This window comes from Gillisia limnaea DSM 15749 (genome assembly GCF_000243235.1).
Classification (GTDB): domain Bacteria; phylum Bacteroidota; class Bacteroidia; order Flavobacteriales; family Flavobacteriaceae; genus Gillisia; species Gillisia limnaea.
This window is the reverse complement of the sequence record NZ_JH594606.1, coordinates 1,163,482-1,182,687: the sequence shown is the minus strand read 5'-3', so window position 1 is coordinate 1,182,687 and position 19,206 is coordinate 1,163,482. Positions and strand designations below refer to the sequence as shown.

The window sequence follows — 19,206 nt, the reverse complement described above, 5'->3', positions numbered from 1 at the left end:
AATTATAATTTGTGAGGTGTAGCGTCATTTCTTATTCTTTAAATTCTTTATCATCTTATCAAAATCAGATTCTATCTTTTGTGTTTTGTTAAACTTGTCATATTCCGAAAAGGCTTTCTTATCTGCTTGCATTTTCGACTTTTTGCCCAATCCCTTCAAAACTTTGTATTCGTTAAACTCTAAAAACTTATTGACGTTATTGCCATCAGCGGCAGTTGTTTCCAAAATGGAAATAACTGAATCTTCAACCAGTTCACCACTTTCAAAAATATTGCTAAAATGTTTACTTATAGCTGGCACTCCAACTGCAAAGAGTTCTGCCATTGCTTTTTGAGTAAGCCAAATACTTTCCTCAAAAAGCCTTACATCCAACCGGACATCTCCGGAGGGTGCTGTGTATAACAGAAAGTTGGATTCTTGCATAATTATTCGTTTACTGTTGTGTGTTGAACCGTTCGGAAATTCTTAATAATTGTTTATTTTCCTGTGCCTGAACCGATAGCAACCATTTTCCCGACTGCAAAATGGTTAGAAATCTCTTCTCCAGAAAAGCCACAACTTCCTTTTCCAAACCTTCGGAAAGTTCACGTTTATATTCTATGCGGTTGGTTTCGGGCATTGTTTATTTTCTAAATGTTGTAACTTGAATGAATTCTTTCTTCTCTTTTATTTTCGAAATTTTACCTTCCTGTTTTAAATACTCAAAAAATTCACTCAAATGGTCAGATTTCTTGAAATATGGCATAGGACCTTTGGCATTTAATTGTCTATAGTCACCTCCTAGGGCATTCAAGAACGGAGTTATGAATTCTCTATTTAAGGCAGTAAGGTTGTTTATGTATAATTCTATTTTTTCGTTTGGGTTCAATGAGGATTTTAAAAGTAAGGAAGATATAGTAGAATCGGATAATTTAAGCTTTGTATGTTTCAAAGCTATTTTTCCTATTAAAGTCAGAGTTTCAATGTCGGCAATTGTGTTTTCAGCTTCGAACTTTTCAATTAAATTAATTTTAAGTGAATCAACTAATTTGGAATTTGATAAGAGTTTGGACAAATCAGGCTCAGATAGAGTTATTTCTGAATAAATTTTAAAAAACTCTGAGATATTAAGAATAATAAAAGTGAGGTTTAGAGGAGCAAAATTTAATTTAAGCTTTTCATAATTTTCTGAATTAAAGGATAATTTATTCTGATCCACTAACGCAGCCACTTTTTTCTCTGATAAATTTTGGAAACTTATTTCTTTGTATGTAAAAGGGAATACTTTTAAATAAGAAGCATATAGTTCATCTAGAATTTTATTATTTAACAAAAATGCAATTCTGAAATTTGAAAATTGTTTTTCTTTTGATATTAAGTTTTTACTTAGACTTTCAGCATTTTTTGGCTTATTGATAAAAACGGTAAGTATTTCAGAAAATAAATTTTCCTTTTCTTTATATTCAAATATCATGTTTTCCCAAGTGGGTTCTATCATTGAGTTTTCAATTAGAAAGTCGCTTAATTCTTCAGCCTGTTCTAAATCAGCCAAGGAATTAACCAAAGTTTCAGTCTGGATAATAATATTCTCCTTGCTTTTCTTTTTGATGTCTGGATTGTTAAGCAGCTTAATTAGATACTCCTGTTTTTCTTGGCAATTACCCTTAAGTTTTAAATAAACAAAATTTATATATTTCTCAATATTCTTATTTACGTACTCGATTAATGTTTCACAACAAGACGATTGAATCGCGGCATAATTACTTTCATTGAAAAGATCCTCACTATATTCACCAAATTCGTCAATCATTATTTTCAACATATACGGATTTATCGCATAGTTATTCATAGAATAAATATACTCCCTAAGTTTCTTAGGCGATCCTTCGAAATTTAATGCGGTAAACTTCAGATCAAACTGATCAATAATTTCAATAAGTTTTTTTGAATCATCAATTATCGATAAAAAATCTGAATTTTGATTCATAGCAGCTTCCAATTGTGAGGCGGAAGCTATTTTCTCAATGTCGTCAATTTCACCATTCTTAAGAATTAAAGAGAGATAAATTAATTTTTCATCTTCGGAAAGGGTGCTGTCCTGTTCAATAAATCTCCAAATATTTATCCAACTGGCGCATAAATTTTTTATGAATAAGCCGGTATTTTGACCTACCTTGATATAGGAGTAAATAAATTTTACTGAAATATCTGATTCATTAGATAATTGCTGAAGAAATATATCCCTTTTCAAAATAAATTTCTGACTCTCTAAAAAGGTGTCCAACAAATTATAATTTAAAACATAGCTTTTTTCGAATTCAGAATCACTTATTTTTTTGATTACATTATTTACTTCATCAAGTTCATAGTCAAATTCACTCTCAGATTCATTTCTTACGTTCATTAAAAACCAATGATCCTTTTCCGTTATGCTACCGGGATAGAAATAGGAAATATAATTAAGATAGTCTTCTCCTATATATCCGTTACGAATAAGTAAAACAATCAACTGCTCCTGTTTGGAAGGTGTTGATGAGAGAGAAATTTTTTTGTCCCTTAAAAGATATTTTATTTTAGAATTTCGAACTTTTCTCTTTTCTTCCTCATTACTTTTTATTTTATCACGGATGTCTTCTATTCTCCCAGAATTTCTGCCCTCAATTTGAGTCTTTCTCTCTGAATAGGATTTTTCAGGATCAACTTGTGATTCCACATCAGAAAATTGAAAGGCAAATGCCCTATTATAATTATTTTCCATATAGTTGATGGATCCACTTTTTAGTTTATCAAAATTTTCATCCTCTAACATTTTTTCGATAGTGTAGTTTGTGTTTTCAATTCGAAAGTGTGAGAGGTTTAAAACCTTTTTTATATACTCCATTAAGTAAATTCGTTTCAATTCATCTAGATCATTAATGAAAATTCTCTCAAGTTGCTCTAATTCTGCTTTTAATTTAGAATTATCTTGATCTATTTTCTGAATTGTCTCCTTCACCCAGAGCATTTTATTATCTACTAAATTTTTATATAAAAGTCCTTTATTTTGTCCCAAACGAACAAAATCTTCAGGATAAATATTTTTATATACCATCATAGCAAAAAGCTTATTCCGGTATTTTTTTTCTTTAAATTTCTGAAAATAAATATGGAACTCATTCACGATATTGTACAATAGTCGCATATCATCTAAATAAAAAGCGACTTCATCAATCAATTCAACGGATAACGAATAACCGAATTTTTCTAAAGCACGGCTTAGTTGCTCATTAGAATTTGAATAGTTGATCACAGGAATTACGGGAATAATAAAATCGAAAAATTTTGTTCTATCATTATCTTTAAACATTTCGTCCCGTACGGCATAAATAAATGTTACGGTTCTATCAATTGCTTTAGAATTATTAATGAGAAGGTTAATCTCCCTAAGTTTTGTGAAAATTTCTGTTTGCTCAAATCGATCTAAATCCTCAATAATTACGACATTGTAATTTGTAGCTATAAAAAAGTATAATATCTCGTCCAGATGATCATTAAGTATGGATTTATCTATAGACTGGGACACCTGAATCTCTAAATTTTGGAAATTCAATTTACTTATGGTTAACTTTTGAGAAAATTGAATTACCCTCTTTAGAGAAAAATAAAAAAGAACCATAAAGCCAGTTAAAACAAATGCTTTGATAATATATTCAAACCAAACTTTTGGTTCTGGCAGATTGAACAATACTCGAAAAGTATCAAAATAAAAGAAAAGGTAAAATGAACTGATTAGCCCAAAAACCACCCAAGTTGCTGTCTTTATCTCACTTGGTTTTAAACTTCTTATTTTTTTAAAGCGAGAGTCAGGAATGTTATCATTTTTCTCGTGATAGAATATTTGCTGAAGTATACTAAGTTCTATTAATCGAAGTTGATCATTCTTGTCCTGAGATATAGTTTCTGGTTTCTTGTCTGGTTCCTTAGTGGAAGCTGATAAATGAGTTTTATCAGAGATATCGGAGTCATTTTGCTCAAGCTTTTCAAAATTTTCAGCTGTTTTGTTTTTTTCTTCCTTAAAAGTTGCCAAGGAAATTTTCAAAAAACTCAGGTCTTTTACTTCCCTTTCTTGAAATGTTTTTAGAATACTACTTTTACCTGATCCATAAGTCCCAGTAAGAGCTATATTTTTAATGTCTTTCTCTTTCCTATTTGTAAGCGCCCACTCAAGTGCATCGCAATAATACTTATGCTTTTCTTTGTCACTAACTGGAGAAAGTGAATGAAAAGGAATATTGGCTTTATCCTTAGCAGACTTAGCCTCTGATTGCTTTATTTTTTTACTATTCATAAACAGGAATCATTTTATCCTCAATCGTTGCCATTTTTGAAAGAAGAAGATTCTGGAATTGCTTTAACCTTTGAGTTTGATTAGCAATTTTCCATATAAATTTATATAAAGGTTTGACCTTATGTCCATACAAATCAATCACATTTCTGTTTGGGGAAATTACATTTGTGTGATTGAAGTCCTTAGTCACCAAAGCCTGAAAAGTTGCTCCTATGGCTTCGCTTTTTAGTTTTTCAATTAAATTTAGGCATAATTGATGAACAAAATAGTTGTTTATATTGGTGCCCGTCATGGCATAGCATGTTTGATTCATTGCCATGGGAAACCCTGCAATAGCAATTCCACCAACAGTTGCACCTCTAGCAGTTATAAATAAAGTATTCACAGGATATAACTTACTACTGCATTTTTTCAATCCAGCATTTGAAATATGTTTGACGGTGCTTAAAACATAATAATTGTTCGATAAATCGCCCGGAGTATAGAACGGAATGTCACCATTCCAATACTCAATGACTGAAGTTTTAGGAGTTCCACCACCACCTATACCAACTATTTCCGTAAAAGGACAAATGCCCCACCCCTCAGGAATCTCCTTATCCATTTCCTCATTATAAACCATTTTACCTCCGGCAGATTTATATCCAATGAGTTTAGATCCTGAAACAAGTTTAGAATGATTTTCTTTGGTGATTGGAAATTCAAAATCCACAAACCAATGTTTATATAATGCCTGCGCAGTTTTTTCCAGATTTTGGTTGAGTTGCTCATTTAAAGTAATACGGTTTTTTACCACATTGTATTCCTTTACAATTTCTTGCTGTTTTTCTATGGAAGGAATAGGAAGTCCTGTTTCGCATAGTTCACTCCAGTCAAATGTCTCTCTTGCACTTCCGTGGGATTTAAATCGGGCATAACGATCAAACTCAGAACGCCTAAACCACATCATCAGATATTCAGGATTTAGTTCTGTTTCATCAATAATTTTGAAAACTGTATATGCTTGAGAAACTATTGCTTTATCATATTCGTCTAAAATAGCAATAGATATTTTATCGCCATTACGTGAAGTTACAGGACCATAGGCAAATTGATTCCGCTTTATAATCTTATAGGTGGACATATCCGTTCCAATAGTATTCGCAATTGAAGGCATCAGCATTTTTTTGATACTTACCCCAAGTAAAGTTTCAACTTCAAGCTTTTTATTTCTTTTGTTGACAATTTCAATATAATCGCATAACCGTTTATACTTCGATCGCATAGCCCAGCTCTTTAAAAACCTTTAATAAATCTCCTTTACTTTCTTCCTCCTGACTTAACAAATCTGTAATTTCAGTTTGTAGAGCTGACATTTTAGTATCAAAGTCGACATTTTCATCCCGGTTTACAAACTCAATATACTTGCTGGGTACCAACGAAAAGTCCTTCTTTTCAATATCCGCTTTGGTGGCACTATAACAATATTCCGGAATATCTTTATAATCGGTCATTGCCTGTTGCCAATTATGATAGGTTTCGGCGATATCTTGAATATGTTTTGGACTAAACTGAATGAATTTTTTCTCAAATGGTTCCCCAATCTGTCGTAAATCCATAAATAAAACTTCTTCCTCGCGATCCCGGTACTGGCGTTCTTCGTCGCCAATAGAGCGCGTATGCGTTTTTTTGTTCTTATTGAGTATCCAAACGGTTACGCTTATATCAGTAGTATAAAACATACTTCTAGGCAAAATCACAATGGCTTCCACCAAATTATTCTCGACCAACTTTCTCCGGATTTTATACTCTTCTCCACCACCCGAAAGGGCGCCATTTGCCAGGATAAATCCCGCAACCCCATCATGAGATAATTTGGAAACCATATTAAGGATCCAGGCATAATTTGCATTGCTTTTAGGAGGAACTTCATAACCCATCCAACGTGGATCATCGATTAATTCCTGCTGCCCACGCCAATCTTTTTGATTAAAAGGCGGATTCGCCATAATATAATCGGCTTTCAAATCTTTATGCTGGTCGTTGCTAAAGGTATCGGCTGCTTTTTCACCCAGGTTGGCAGATATTCCCCGAATTGCAAGGTTCATTTTTGCCAGTTTATAAGTGGTGTTGGTATATTCCTGCCCATAAATAGAAATCTCTTGTTTACTGCCGTGATGGCTTTCGATAAACTTAATGGACTGTACGAACATACCTCCCGAACCACAAGCCGGATCATAAATAATCCCTTTGTAAGGCTCGATCATTTCGGCAATGAGATTTACAATACTCTTTGGTGTATAAAACTCTCCCTTTCCTTTTCCTTCTGCCAATGCGAAATTGGATAAAAAATATTCATATACGCGTCCCACAATATCCTGAGATTTATCTTTCTGGGTATCAATTTTATTAATGGTATCTAAAAGTGAGGCCAATTTACTCTTGTCCAGTCCCAAGCGGGAAAAATAATTATCGGGCAAAGCGCCTTTTAGGGAAGGATTGTTCTTTTCAATTTGATTAAGGGCGGTATCTATTTTTAAGGCGATATCGTCCTGTTTGGCATTTTTTATAATATAATTCCATCGAGAAGTTTCTGAAAGAAAAAAGACATTCTTCATATTATAGAAGTCCTTCATCTCGAGGTATTTTTCTTTGCCTTCTGCGAGAAGATCTTTCCGGCGTTCCTCAAATTTATCATTGGCAAATTTCAGAAATATAAGCCCAAGGACTACGTGTTTATATTCTGAAGGTTCGATGGAACCACGCAATTTATTGGCCGCATCCCAGAGGCTTTCTTCAATAGATTTCCCGCCTGACTTTTTATCTTTTGACGGTTGACGGGCAGGTTGTTTGGTTGTTTTTTTCTTGGCCATTTATAATTTTCGGTCTTTATTTTCTAATAGTAATTCTTTTGCTTCTACATTTAAGATTTCGGCTATTCGATATAAATCTTCCAAACTGGGTTGTCTTCTGTTCTGCGCATAAGAGTTAACCATATTATAGCTTTTTGCCATCTTAGTAGCAAGCCATTTTTGCGTTAAGTCCTTTTCTTCTAGAACTGCTTTGATTCGGTTCATTTACTAAAATATTACGAAAACCCTAATTTATAAAATTTTCTTAAATATCTCATTATATGAGTATTTAATTATAAACATACTTACTCAACAAACATTTATTATTGGGACCAAATAGGTATAATATTATTTCTGAATATCTATTTAATCCGGGACGCACTGCGCCCCGAATTCACAAATGTTTTGACCTATTTTTCATTATTTTGCTGTAATTCTAATTGCAAAAGAACTGATTTAGATTCTGTGGATTGTTTATATAAGGAAATGGCACTTCTTACATCTTCGTTTGTTGTAGTTGGAAGTATTTCAAACCAATATAAAATTGGTCCCGTAAGTGTCCCTAGATTTTCAAATAGTTCTTTCTATTCTTCGGAATTACTTATATCGTTAAGATTCTTGTCTTGGAAAAGCGAACAATCAAAATCGTGCTGAAAATAAGTTTTAGCACCATTTCGCGAACGTTTTGTAAATGTTCAATGCGCTTGTCGGCTGCCTCTTTTATTTTGTCAATAATAACTTAATTAAAATTCCATTTTATCTCTTTAAGCCTTGACCCAATCTTCATCAATGATTGTAGCACATCCTTTTCATCAGGAAGATCTCCCGTTAGTAACTCCTTAAAAGAGCCAACATAAGTTTTGCTCAAAGTTTTCCAAACTTTTTCGGTTTCGCTAAAAAACAAAGATTCTGATGGATGTTTGGACAACCATTCCTTATCGTTGGGTATAGCTTTGTCATCATCTTTTCCTACCTGTATAAGCATTGTTTCAAAATCATCCGATTTCAAAAAAGTGGAAATTCTATTTTCTTGTAACAACTGGTGTAAATCGTAGGTGTGACGAACTTTATTAGCCAAATCCTCCAAAGGGTTTTCGGTATATGAAAATCTGACAAGGCTTATAATTTTTTCGCAAAAAGTACGCTCGATGCTGATTACTGTTACCTTAAATGGTTCAAGTTGGTATTCATTAATTAAGTCTGGGCTATTGGTTGTGGCAATAAATTGCGTAATCATTGAGTGCACACTGACTTTTTCCGAAGGATGTGAATTACCAAGACTTGAAACTTCCAGAACAATTTGGTCCCGAACTTGACCATACGCTCCTTTAACTCCAACCTTGTTATACCCATAGACTACTTTTCTAATCTTACCACGTTTGTTTTCCAATGGGTGATTTGGAACAACAGTCATTTCAGCTTCCAATACGTTTGTTACTTTTTTGAGTTTTCGTTTTAATGAATTTTCCGATTCTCCATCTTCTTTAATCACGACCATATCAATATCTTCAGAAAAACGTTCAATGATTTTAAAGCATTTGGAAAGGGATGTTCCACCTTTAAAAACAGCGATGTCTTTGGAACTGGGATCGGTAAAAATTTTTTTGAGGGCAAAAGTTACCCAATAATCCTTTTCAACATAGATTTCGGCAATTCCAAAGTGCTGAGCAGTTGCGACGATTGCGCCTTCAAAGGCGTCTTTATAATTATGTAATTTCATTAGGCAATGTTCCAGTTTGAGATTGTAGGCAATGTTTTTTCGGATATACCAAATTCATAACTGCTCAAATAATTAATTGTTTCTTTAAGTGATTCACTTAATTCGTTAAGGGAAAGGGTTTCAAGAAGTGCTCCCAATAAAGCCCTAACTTTTGGTGGGTATGCTTTTGCAAAATTGGTCAACTTGCCTTTATCTTCAGCCGAAAGATTTTCAATCTGTTTCTTTAGAAAATCAACAGCTCTCTTTTTGTCCATATCTGGAATGTTCTTAAAATCTTTCATTACGTCCAATAGTTGCAATAAAGGCACATTCTTTCTTGTAACAGGCACGTAACTCTTGGCAGGTTTTATAACAAGGTTTCCTATTTTCGTCTTTATCTCTTTATCCTTGCTTGCCAATCTTACAACTTTAGAAACTTGGGTGGTCAATCCAAGTTGGTTGTATAATCGAACCCCGGTTATGTATGCAATTTGTTTATTGTTCTCAAAGAGATAATTTTTAAGCAATTCATCCTCTCTTGGTTTTAGTTCTCCAAAAGCGGTTTGTTTAGGTTTATAGTACATCCCATTTTTATACCTCTTGATTACGCCATTGGACACCATACGGCTTAAAGCCTTTGCAGCAGCAGAAAATTCGCTTTGGGGAATAGACAATGTATCGTATGTAAATACTTCTCCAGTATCTATACGAGCGACTTTGGTCTTTATTGATGTTGTTATATTCATAGTTATGACAGGACAAAGATACTCATTACAGCAATACTTGTCAAGTTTTTTCCGGTTTTTACTTGACTATAAAGGTAGTAATATTTCAGTAATAGATTTGGTAAATATATTATTTATTAAAAATAGACCGTGCTTCCTCATAAATCCTCTCAAAATTAGCCTCTAAATCTGCATTAGAAATCTCTTTAGCACCCTTTGGGAGTTCTCTCTCAATCTTTTGCAATTTAAACTGAACTTTTTTATCCTTCCCATCCGCATAAGTAATAAACTCCCCCTGCTTCAATCGAAAGAAAACATCAGCTCGAATTTTTGGGATTTCCTTCTCTCCTGTTGTGACGCGGGTATCAAAATCAAGGTTATAACCTCGGCTTACATTTTTTGTCGGATCTTTGACTATTTCAAAGAAACGTTCGTAATATTTAGCGGTGTCAGGATCGTTGACCTTTCCGAAAAACTGATAAGACAGATTACTCAAAATTGCCTTACTTGCTTTATCGCCATACATCATATCGTTCTGAATCTTGTCCTGCATCACGTAAATCGTTGCGATGTCATAACTCCGCAATGTTGCGGGAATTCGGTGCATATTCAGTAAGCGTATAGTAGGTGCTTCCTCCATGAGTAGGAAAGATGTCCTGGAATCCCGAACACTCATTTGCTTGGTAATCGTATGGATGATTGTAGCGATAACAGGCGAATAAGAAGTGTCAAATTTTGGATTGTTCACAATTGAAATTATTGCAGGATTATCTTCACTATTGATATTCAGCGGTACTTCGTCTGCCGATAATGCCATAAATATCCTCTGAGTGCTAATTCGTTTCAGCGCATTTGCTAAAGTGCTTTTTACGCCAGCAGTCTGTCTTTCAGAATCCTTACCACTAATAAATGCATCCGCCATTGCTCTGGATGTGGTATTGGTTTCCAGAAATTGGATAAGGCTATCCGTGTCCAGAAACTGATATATAGCGATCAAATGTGGAAGTGTACAAAATTGAGGATACGTAGTTTTAAGTTTCCAAATTAATCCACCAATCAACCCTTCCGCAGCATCATTGAAAAATTTGGTCGTTCCACTTGTCCCAGATTCTCGTTGTTCTAATAGGTTTTCAATTAGCACCCTTGATACCTCATTTACGCTTTCCTCGTTCTCTAAATAGCGTGGAGCTATAGGATTTACTCTGTGAATTATTTTATCGAAGGAAATGACCTTAAACGGAATGTCACTATTCTTAAATAGGGGGTAGGCCATTTCGGTAAGTTCAAAATCTTTGTAGTCGTGGATGATTCCACAATAACCTTCTTTCCGGAAGTGTTTCAGGAAACCGTAAACCACGCTTTCAGTCTTTCCGCTTCCAGCAGAACCAATAACCGATGCACCACGTTTGATGTTTTCTAGTTTAAAATTTCCTTTGGTTGTGGGAAAGTTAACCCGATATTTGATATTTCCACTTTTAGGCTTGTCAGTTTTATGTAAAAACACATACATCCCTACATTAATTAATGTCAGAGGGCAGACCAAATAAAGTGCTATTAATACCAATGATGTTTCTTCATTTAAATAAAACATAAGGGCACCAAGTATTATAAAATTGACAAGGAAGGCGAATCTGCTTACCCGATACATTCCATAGAAAACAGTACTGGCAAAACCAATAATTAGAAATACCGTTAAGAAATTGTCCATCTGCATAATTTAAATTTAGATCCCTATGGAACTTGATTTTATTGCCACATCCACACCACGTCGAAGCCCATTGAATATTTTCATCGCCAACTGAGCCTGTGTAACAGGAATACTGGGCATTATTGGAATGCCAGCTTTGCCCATTATTTTAAACGCCAATGCTTTTTCATTGGTGGGGAGTTTCATCAGGGAAGCAAAATAGATCTTTGGGTTTTTGATGAAATCTTTCCGAGCCTTGTAGGTCTCGGCAAAATTCCGCTGGTAGCCGAAAGTCTTATCGAAAGTCTTTTCAGCTTTCTCGAAAAATCCATCCCGATCAAATCCTCGTTTTACCGTCTTACCATTTAATTCAACATCGGAAGCTTTGTATTTACTTCCTGGAGATAGGCTAAACCTGTTGGAAGCATCCTTTCGACTTACGATAATATGAATATGGCTCTGGCTGCCTTCCTTTTGCATTCCCTGTACGATCCGTTTTCCGTTCTGTTGATGTGGAGCTGCCTTTTCTAATTTTTGGATTTCCTGTTTCATTGTTTTGATATTACCGGGGAGTTCGCCACGCTCCACTTTTCGGATACCGTTTTTTAGCTGAAGTATTTTTGTCGCAAATGGCTGGTTTTCCCGCACCTGCCTATCTGTTCCCTTAAATGTCCGTTGATGCTCAATTTTTGCATAATACTTTATGTCATCAATATTGATCGGTCGCCCTTTTATTTCCCGGTTAAAGGAAGACACATAATCTTTCATCAGCTCGCGGGTATATTTTTTCAGATCTTCGCTGTGGTTTTGCAAACGGTTCAGTTCATATTTTGAAGGACTAACGGTTATGGAGTAAAATCTCGGTTCTGTCTTTTCCAATTTTGCGGTGTTGCCATCGATTTCCCTGACCACTTCCTCGGCCGAAATCTCATCGCCATATTGGTTGAAAAAATGCTCCAGTTCCTCTTGTTCCAATCCTTGGTTTTCCTTTTCCAGATAGCCCACAAAATCCGCTGAACTTTTGGAATAATTTCCTCCCATTGTTTGTGGTGTGATAGTGATGTACATAGCTTCAAATTTTAAGGTTCATTACTGGTATTTCGCTTTTCTTGAAACCGAACTTCCTTCCTTTCCTCCGTGAATTTCTTTTCCAAAATGAGAGGCTTCCTTTTGGGTTCTTCAGCCTGGAAAAGTGATTCCATCATCGCCACGGTCGGTTTGGTCTGGGTTTTTTCCATATCCCTCATTATGGCAATTACCGCATTGATTCTTTTGAGAAGTTTGGCCTCGATCGTCCTTCCGGTAGGGCCCAATTTTTCACGTGGCGAGATTTCGTTGCAGAAGAAAAAATCGAGCATCGTGGCCATTGCTTCGGTGTGCGATTTGAAGTGTGTTTTGGAAAATTCCTGAAAACGTTTGGCAGTTGCCCGCTTAAACCTGATTGTGATGAAGGAGTCCATTTCTTTCGCTTTTTTGTGCATTTGACGTAAATCCATCCCTGTTTACAAGCTGTTTCAGGGCATTTGACGCAAATCGAAGAAACCTTTATAATCCATTGATTTTCAAAGCATTGAAAATCAATGGATTAAAATAGAAAAGGAATATATAACGTGGCTTTGCCCGTTACCCTCTTGCTATTCCTTTTCGTCCCGCCCAGCGGGACAAAAATTTCATACAATTTGACTAAACGCCAATTGCCTTTTTCGGAATTTAAAAATTCCTGTATGTAAAATGTGGATGGATATAGCTACCAGCGAAAGTCAAAAATAGGATAGCTATATAAAATTATGTATGCTGAATTTCAGCATTTTAAATATACATCTTTTAATACATAAATTGAAAATTTATCCCATAAAAAAAGATCCGGACTCGCCAGATCTTTTTAAAATTTTCAATTTAAGAAGCTAAGATTACAAAATTCCTTCATCAGCAAAAGAGAAGTAATTCCCATCAGGAATAATGATGAGATGATCCAATAATTTTATATCTAAAAATTCACCTGCATTTTTAATTTTATTAGTCAGTTGTTTATCTGCTTCGCTGGGCTTTAAATTTCCTGACGGATGGTTGTGCGAAATAATTATTGATGTTGAAAGTGACTTTAAAATCACTGCAAAAAGAATTCTTACATCCACCAGCGTACCTGTTATTCCCCCGGTTGAAACTTCAAAAATTCCCTTCACTTTATTGGAATTGTTTAAAAGCATGACTTTGAAGCATTCCTGTAAGCCAATGCGGTCTTTATCCCACGAATCAAATAATAGTTCCACGGCACTAGCGGATGAGGTAATCTTAGGTGCCTGATTCATTTTAAGATTTCCCTGATATTTTATCGAAATTTCATTAACTTTAGTTTTCATATTGATCTATTTTAAAAAGGGTTGATATTGATAAAGAGGGCGCTACTTTGAACGGAACGCCCTCTTTATTTTTTAAACACTATTGGTTAGTGTCATTTTCGTTCCTGCTACCTAGTAACAGGATTTCACTGGCTATCACTTCGGTAACGTACCTTTTCTCACCATCGCTGGTTTCATAGGAGCGGGAGCTCAATTTACCTTCGAGGGCGATTTCTTTGCCTTTCCCGGCATATTTCTCTACAATCTCCGCAGTTTTTCCCCAGGCTACAATATTGTGCCATTGGGTGTCCTGTACTTTTTCACCTTTTGAATCTTTATAAAATTCATTGGTTGCAAGAGAAAAGTTGGCTACTTTTTTGCCGCTTTCCAGGTTCTTGATTTCTGGGGCGTTCCCCACATTTCCGATTAACTGAACTTTGTTTCTGAGTGTACTCATGATTGAAAAATTTAAATGAATTTATTTGTTTCCTGCTATCACCCACAGGTAGGTTTAAAAAATTTACTTATTGTATCCTGAGCGTTTTCCTTTTTTGATTTTTTAACTCTTTTTCCGCTTCAGTTTTATGGATTTGATACGATTTCATTGTTTCTGATTTAAAATTTACTTCCCGTAGAGCCTTCACTGTTACCTTTTTTGATGCTTATACAGTTTCAGGATTTAGAATTAGGGAGGACTTATAAAAAGGGAGCGCAGGGACCGGCTTTATGCAGTCTGGACTAACTTCTAAATCATGGTATTTTGCATTACAAAAAAGGTTAAGACAGTGGAGGCAGGGGAGTGGGTTTAAATAAACCTGGTAAGTATTAAAGGAATTGAAGAGGAAAAGGAATAATAAATGGAATTCCGGACTAGCGGACTTAATCCAAAAATTACTGGTTGTAATGAAGCGTACCGATTTTTTATCGGGGGTGCGAAATGGATATGTGTAATTTTTGGATTGTTTCCAAGACTTTTTGTAGTGAAGCTCTTTTCCCGGAATGAAGTTCTTTGCGGAATGCAGGGGAATGTGCTGAGCGGGTTGTGGAAATTGGATTATCCTTTTGAACCAGAATCTAAAGCGGACTTGACTTCAAAGATGTAGAAGGGAATGGAGTTTGGCCGCTTCCCGATTTTTCTCGGGAATGAGCGGGCAAGTGGAATGGAAATCGGAAGCTTTGGAGTCGTGTCCAAGACCTTTGTAGTGAAGCGCTTTTCCCGAAATGCAGCTTTTCGCGGAATGTAGGGGAATGGGCTGAATGGGTTACGAAAACGGATTATTCTTGTTAGGTAGGAATTATGGCGGACTCGACTTTAAAGATGTAGATTGGATTGTAGTGTTCCTGCCAATTTTCTGGCAGGGTTAGCGCAATGGAAATTGGAAGCTTTCAAATTGTCCAAGACTTATGTAGTGAAGCTCTTTTCCCGGAATGAAGCTTTTCGCGGAATGTAGGGGAATGGGCTGAGTGGGTTAGGGAAACGGATTATTTTTTTGAAGTAGGATCTAAAGCGGACTTAACTTTAAAGGTGTAGCTGGGAATGGAGTTTGGCCGCTTCCCGACTTTTCTCGGGAACAAGCGGACAAGTGGAAAGGAAATCGGAATCTTTGGAGTTGTGTCCAAGACCTTTTTAGGGAAGCTCTTTGCCCGAAATGTAGCTTTTGTGGAATATAGAGAAACAGAATGAAGGAGAATGTGCTGAGGGGTTGGATGCTCAATTATCGATACTTTGGATAAATTTTTTGGGAAGCAGTAAATAAAGAGGTTCGTGGTAATATCTATAATTTTCCTTTTTAATGAGAACAATTTTTTATAAAACTAACTAGCGGACTCTGGCGGAAAATAAATTCTGGGAGTGAGGTAGGTTCTATTGCCTTGAAGTAATATCGCTAGAGGTTGTGTAACGTCAAGCTCCCCCCTTTTCCGGCAGTATCCAAGACCACTCGACGAAGCTCTTTCCACGAAATGGAGAGAAGCGGAGTGGAGGCGAATGTGCTGAGGGGTTGGCAGTACTGTTTAAAAGGGATAGGAGATTTTGATTGGGACCTTTTATAGAAAGGAGGGTTTTTTAATTAAAAATGGAATTATATATACCTAAATAACATAATTAATAATATTTTAGCAAAATCTTTTTAGATGAGCTTGATAAATGTTATAGATGAAAGGTTTAAAAGTTTTCCCGATTCTTTTTCCGGTTATCTGGGAGTTAGAGAGGCGAAGCCGTAGCGAGTTTTATTATTTGAAGTTTTCCATATAAGATTGCCATTTCACCAGGATATATTTCTTTTTTCCATTTTCAATTTTGGAGAGGAACCCGAATTCATAAACGAATAAATATATATCTCCGCTTTTATTTTTCCAATAATGGCTAAAGAATGTAGGATTAAAACCTTGCTGCAGTAAAATTTCCGCTCTTACAGTAGCTTTTCCAGCTTTATTGAAACTTTTTAGTATCCTTCTGTTGGTTTTTAACTGGCGATCAACTCTGGCGTAAAAACTACCGGCGCCTTTTTGAGCTTTTTGATAATGATAATTGCTTTTACAATAGGGATCACAAAACTTTTTATCTCTTCTGCCTTCTAATTTTTTGTTACAGGACAAGCAGTATCTTTTGTCATCCATCACATTAGTTATTTATTCGTATAATATACGGATAATAAACAGTTTGCGATACTTCTGAGGTTACTTTTATACAAGAATAAATATAAAAGTAAATTCAAATGGACAGAAAATACATCACCCTGAAGAACTTGGTGATAGGAAAGGAGAAATGTATAGGAATGAAATTTTTCACAGACAAAGTATTGCACGCCTTGGTAAATGAACTACCAAATATTAAATGGAGCGAGGAATTCAATATGAACTATATACCGAATTCTCCCGCAGCGCTGGATGCAATCTTTGAAAAGTTTCGGGGTGTGGCCTGGGTGAATTGCAACCATTTTTTCACTAACAGTGGATTTAGCCGGAACAATGAGGCCATTGATGTTGCCTGGTTCAGGAAGCGCAAGCACGGTGATGATTATAGGCGTTGCCCGGAGAGCTACCTATTAAAGCTGGAATTAAAGCGGTATGCCAACAATACCGTAAAAACTTACGTTTCCTGTTTTGAAGCATTTATAAACCATTACAGGCATATTGAACCCGAAAGTATCAATGAAAATGATATACGAGCCTATTTGCAAAAACTTATACAGGAAGGCAGTTCCAACTCATACATCAACCAAGCAATAAATGCTATTAAATTCTACTATGAAGTAGTAATGGAGATGCCCAACCGTTTCTACGGAATGGAGCGGCCAAGGGTTGAAGAAAAATTGCCCCAGGTACTTGCGAAAGAAGATGTGTTGGCTATCATTGAAAAGACCAATAACGTCAAGCACCGCTGCATTGTGAGCCTATTGTATTCGGCAGGATTGAGAAGAGGTGAAGTCCTCAATCTTAAACCTGATGATATAGACAGCAAGCGTATGGTAATAAGAGTTTGCTCTGGTAAGGGAAACAAAGACAGGTATACTATCCTTTCTGAAAAACTGCTCATAGATCTAAGAAAATATTTCCTGGAATGGCGTCCAAAAACGCACCTGTTTGAAGGGCCCAAAGGAAACCAGTATTCTGCAGAAAGTGTGGTAAAGATCGTCAAAGAGGCCGCCCGTAAGGCGGGAATACGAAAAAGGGTAACCCCGCATATTTTGCGTCATTCTTTTGCTACCCATCTTTTGGAAAATGGCACAGATTTGCGTTATATCCAGGTGCTCCTTGGACATAAAAGCAGTAAAACCACAGAAATTTATACCCACGTGGCAACAAATATTTTTTTTAAAATCAAAAATCCGCTAGATTAGCCGGTAAAGACAAGGTAGATATAAATGTACCAATGCATTTATAAGTACGTTGGCGGTAATTTGAGAAACAACAATGCAAAAATTCATAATTAAAGGGAAAAAGTTAAAAAATTGGAAAACATTCCACTCTGAATTTAAGAAAGAAATGAACTTTCCAGATTATTATGGAGAAACTATGAATGCTTGGATTGACTGCGTTGACGAACTGACTGACGAACCAACTATTTTGCAAATTGACAATGGAAAATACTTGAAGGAAAACGAACCTGAATGATTTAACGCTATATTGGAATGTGGAGCTTTTGTTAATTATAGAAAAATAGAGGTCGGAGAAAAACCGAATTTGATAATCGCAACAGATTACTAAATGAAAGAATGCAAAACTTTAAAATGAGGAACTTGTCAATATATTTATTGCTGATATTAACAATTTTGAGTTGTAAAGAAAGTGAAGTGGACGGAATCGAAATCGGACAAGACTTGTATATCGGACAATCTCTTGAACAAAATAACAAACTGACCGAATTGATTACTCAAACGCTGAATAAAAACTCAAACGCATTATCGGAACTGACCGAATTTTGGTGTGGTGGAGGAGCTGGATGCTATGATTTAGGAACAGTTCTTTCGGACATAGTTTATAAAATGAACGAAACGGAATTTATAAAACTTGCATCGAAATTAGAAACGGAAAGGAAAAATTCTCTGAAAGGATTATTAGACGTCGGATTGGAATATGGATACGAACCAGGAAGAAAAATTGAAATTGAATTTCCAAAACTGAATAGAATATTAACGGAATAAAAAAACTACCGCCAATAACTAAGTATTCGGCTCGCCGATAGGCAAGAGCTGAATATTGTGTTGACGAATCCGGTGGAAATTTCTCTATGGGTAAAACGATGGATTTAAGGAAGGATAATCGGATGAGGAACTTTTACTTGAAGCTTCAAATTGTATTGAACTCACTCCATTTCTAATTGCATTTTTGTTTTTTTCGGTATCTCTCTTTACAATCTTTGGCTTTAATCATTTAATTTTAAAGTTGAGGCATAGCAGGATCTGTCCGCCTTCGCAGATCAATTCTTAGTTGCCCATAATCAATTTTTTATCTTTTAGGAGTTCTCTCCAATCTGCAGGTGGCCCTCGTCCATCAAACAGTAGTATTGTACGCAGTTTTCCTTTTTTACAAATAGGGCATCGACGATGCAAAAGCGGCTGTCTTGTTTTGTTGATTTCTATCTTTTTAGTGGCGAGTTCGGCTTGTAGTTTTGGCAACTTCTCCCTTTTCCAGCTGCTGCTCAAAATGCCATAATGCCGTATCCGGGTAAATCCTTTGGGTAAGATATGTAGGGCAAACCGCCGGATAAACTCTTGGGTAGATAACGTTAAGCTAGTTTTCCTGCCACCGTGCCGATACTCTTTGCCAGTAAAAGTCACCCTTCTGTCCTTGCTGTCAACTTTAGCAATCCGATGATTACTAATGGCTATTTTATGGGTGTATCTACCTAAGTATTCAATGACATATTTCGGGCTTCTAAAAGGTTGTTTGGCATACACGACCCACTTTTTTGTCTGAATACCGTATTGTAAACTTTTTGTAGAAATTTTCAACTCACTTTTTCTTAAGCTCAGCTACGTACTTTGACCTAAACACCTGGCTCATAGATTTTACGTTGAACAAGTATTTGCTGTGGTTCTTTGCTTTTTTCCATTTCCCTGCTTTGCTCAACCCACCTCCTGGCACAATGCAATGCAAGTGCGGATGCAGGCTCAA

Annotated in this window: 17 protein-coding genes and 1 pseudogene; 3 read left to right on the top strand and 15 right to left on the bottom strand. The window is 35.8% G+C overall.

Going from position 1 to position 19,206, the window contains the following annotated elements; genetic code table 11:
• Positions 1-24: 24 nt before the first annotated feature.
• The 14 genes from GILLI_RS07060 to GILLI_RS06990 form a co-directional block, all read right to left on the bottom strand.
• Positions 25-324: a virulence RhuM family protein gene (locus GILLI_RS07060; RefSeq protein ID WP_245545611.1), complete on the bottom strand. Its 300-nt coding sequence runs from the start codon at positions 322-324 to the stop codon at positions 25-27.
• 109 nt (positions 325-433) lie between these two features.
• On the bottom strand, positions 434-619 hold the full coding sequence (locus tag GILLI_RS18615) for a hypothetical protein (protein ID WP_006988415.1): 186 nt from the start codon (positions 617-619) through the stop codon (positions 434-436).
• A 3-nt stretch (positions 620-622) separates the two neighbouring features.
• Positions 623-4,306, bottom strand: coding sequence for a YobI family P-loop NTPase (locus GILLI_RS07050; protein WP_006988414.1), 3,684 nt, complete (start codon positions 4,304-4,306; stop codon positions 623-625).
• Positions 4,299-5,570: a restriction endonuclease subunit S gene (locus GILLI_RS18040; RefSeq protein ID WP_006988413.1), complete on the bottom strand. Its 1,272-nt coding sequence runs from the start codon at positions 5,568-5,570 to the stop codon at positions 4,299-4,301. The genes GILLI_RS07050 and GILLI_RS18040 overlap by 8 nt, the downstream gene beginning before the upstream one ends.
• Positions 5,554-7,158, bottom strand: a complete 1,605-nt coding sequence (locus GILLI_RS07040; protein WP_006988412.1) for a type I restriction-modification system subunit M — start codon at positions 7,156-7,158, stop codon at positions 5,554-5,556. The genes GILLI_RS18040 and GILLI_RS07040 overlap by 17 nt, the downstream gene beginning before the upstream one ends.
• Positions 7,159-7,362: a helix-turn-helix domain-containing protein gene (locus tag GILLI_RS07035; protein WP_006988411.1), complete on the bottom strand. Its 204-nt coding sequence runs from the start codon at positions 7,360-7,362 to the stop codon at positions 7,159-7,161. It abuts the gene before it with no gap.
• A 514-nt stretch (positions 7,363-7,876) separates the two neighbouring features.
• Positions 7,877-8,857, bottom strand: coding sequence for a nucleotidyl transferase AbiEii/AbiGii toxin family protein (locus tag GILLI_RS07030; RefSeq protein WP_006988410.1), 981 nt, complete (start codon positions 8,855-8,857; stop codon positions 7,877-7,879).
• Complete coding sequence (locus tag GILLI_RS07025) at positions 8,857-9,582, bottom strand: DUF6088 family protein (protein ID WP_006988409.1); 726 nt, start codon at positions 9,580-9,582, stop codon at positions 8,857-8,859. Before GILLI_RS07025 ends, GILLI_RS07030 begins: the two co-directional genes overlap by 1 nt.
• Positions 9,583-9,691: 109 nt before the next feature.
• A complete protein-coding gene (locus tag GILLI_RS07020; RefSeq protein ID WP_040506480.1) occupies positions 9,692-11,275 on the bottom strand; it encodes a type IV secretory system conjugative DNA transfer family protein in 1,584 nt (527 codons plus the stop codon).
• Positions 11,276-11,284: 9 nt separating this feature from the next.
• Positions 11,285-12,316, bottom strand: coding sequence for a MobB family relaxase (gene mobB, locus GILLI_RS07015; RefSeq protein ID WP_006988407.1), 1,032 nt, complete (start codon positions 12,314-12,316; stop codon positions 11,285-11,287).
• 11 nt (positions 12,317-12,327) lie between these two features.
• Positions 12,328-12,708, bottom strand: a complete 381-nt coding sequence (locus tag GILLI_RS07010) for a BfmA/BtgA family mobilization protein (protein WP_040506888.1) — start codon at positions 12,706-12,708, stop codon at positions 12,328-12,330.
• A gap of 450 nt (positions 12,709-13,158) precedes the next feature.
• Positions 13,159-13,608 carry a JAB domain-containing protein gene (locus tag GILLI_RS07005; RefSeq protein WP_006988405.1) on the bottom strand — a complete coding sequence of 150 codons (450 nt, stop codon included), beginning with the start codon at positions 13,606-13,608 and terminating at the stop codon, positions 13,159-13,161.
• Between the two features lie 79 nt (positions 13,609-13,687).
• Positions 13,688-14,044 (bottom strand): single-stranded DNA-binding protein, encoded by a 357-nt coding sequence (locus GILLI_RS07000; protein WP_006988404.1) that lies wholly within the window; start codon positions 14,042-14,044, stop codon positions 13,688-13,690.
• 1,775 nt (positions 14,045-15,819) lie between these two features.
• Complete coding sequence (locus GILLI_RS06990) at positions 15,820-16,206, bottom strand: hypothetical protein (protein WP_006988402.1); 387 nt, start codon at positions 16,204-16,206, stop codon at positions 15,820-15,822.
• Positions 16,207-16,304: 98 nt separating this feature from the next.
• Here GILLI_RS06990 and xerA point away from each other — a divergent pair, with 98 nt between their 5' ends.
• From xerA to GILLI_RS06975, 3 genes are all read left to right on the top strand, one after another.
• Entirely contained in the window at positions 16,305-17,429 is a 1,125-nt protein-coding gene (xerA, locus tag GILLI_RS06985; protein WP_006988401.1) for a site-specific tyrosine recombinase/integron integrase, read from the top strand.
• Positions 17,430-17,502: 73 nt separating this feature from the next.
• Positions 17,503-17,703 (top strand): barstar family protein, encoded by a 201-nt coding sequence (locus tag GILLI_RS06980; protein WP_006988400.1) that lies wholly within the window; start codon positions 17,503-17,505, stop codon positions 17,701-17,703.
• 101 nt (positions 17,704-17,804) lie between these two features.
• Positions 17,805-18,233: a hypothetical protein gene (locus GILLI_RS06975; protein ID WP_006988399.1), complete on the top strand. Its 429-nt coding sequence runs from the start codon at positions 17,805-17,807 to the stop codon at positions 18,231-18,233.
• Positions 18,234-18,515: 282 nt separating this feature from the next.
• On the opposite strand, the pseudogene GILLI_RS06970 reads toward GILLI_RS06975, so the two are convergent.
• Positions 18,516-19,206: pseudogene (locus tag GILLI_RS06970) on the bottom strand (IS91 family transposase); the annotation flags it as partial.

Bases quoted from the DNA above. Each gene is read 5' to 3' on its own strand.
- GILLI_RS18040 (WP_006988413.1), bottom strand. From the start codon at position 5,570: ATGCGATCGAAGTATAAACGGTTATGCGATTATATTGAAATTGTCAAC.
- GILLI_RS07030 (WP_006988410.1), bottom strand. From the start codon at position 8,857: ATGAAATTACATAATTATAAAGACGCCTTTGAAGGCGCAATCGTCGCA.
- GILLI_RS07020 (WP_040506480.1), bottom strand. From the start codon at position 11,275: ATGCAGATGGACAATTTCTTAACGGTATTTCTAATTATTGGTTTTGCC.
- GILLI_RS07025 (WP_006988409.1), bottom strand. From the start codon at position 9,582: ATGAATATAACAACATCAATAAAGACCAAAGTCGCTCGTATAGATACT.
- GILLI_RS07050 (WP_006988414.1), bottom strand. From the start codon at position 4,306: ATGAATAGTAAAAAAATAAAGCAATCAGAGGCTAAGTCTGCTAAGGAT.
- GILLI_RS07060 (WP_245545611.1), bottom strand. From the start codon at position 324: ATGGCAGAACTCTTTGCAGTTGGAGTGCCAGCTATAAGTAAACATTTT.
- GILLI_RS07005 (WP_006988405.1), bottom strand. From the start codon at position 13,608: ATGAAAACTAAAGTTAATGAAATTTCGATAAAATATCAGGGAAATCTT.
- GILLI_RS06980 (WP_006988400.1), top strand. From the start codon at position 17,503: ATGCAAAAATTCATAATTAAAGGGAAAAAGTTAAAAAATTGGAAAACA.
- xerA (WP_006988401.1), top strand. From the start codon at position 16,305: ATGGACAGAAAATACATCACCCTGAAGAACTTGGTGATAGGAAAGGAG.
- GILLI_RS06975 (WP_006988399.1), top strand. From the start codon at position 17,805: ATGCAAAACTTTAAAATGAGGAACTTGTCAATATATTTATTGCTGATA.
- GILLI_RS07035 (WP_006988411.1), bottom strand. From the start codon at position 7,362: ATGAACCGAATCAAAGCAGTTCTAGAAGAAAAGGACTTAACGCAAAAA.
- GILLI_RS18615 (WP_006988415.1), bottom strand. From the start codon at position 619: ATGCCCGAAACCAACCGCATAGAATATAAACGTGAACTTTCCGAAGGT.
- GILLI_RS07040 (WP_006988412.1), bottom strand. From the start codon at position 7,158: ATGGCCAAGAAAAAAACAACCAAACAACCTGCCCGTCAACCGTCAAAA.
- GILLI_RS07000 (WP_006988404.1), bottom strand. From the start codon at position 14,044: ATGAGTACACTCAGAAACAAAGTTCAGTTAATCGGAAATGTGGGGAAC.
- GILLI_RS06990 (WP_006988402.1), bottom strand. From the start codon at position 16,206: ATGGATGACAAAAGATACTGCTTGTCCTGTAACAAAAAATTAGAAGGC.
- mobB (WP_006988407.1), bottom strand. From the start codon at position 12,316: ATGTACATCACTATCACACCACAAACAATGGGAGGAAATTATTCCAAA.
- GILLI_RS07010 (WP_040506888.1), bottom strand. From the start codon at position 12,708: ATGGACTCCTTCATCACAATCAGGTTTAAGCGGGCAACTGCCAAACGT.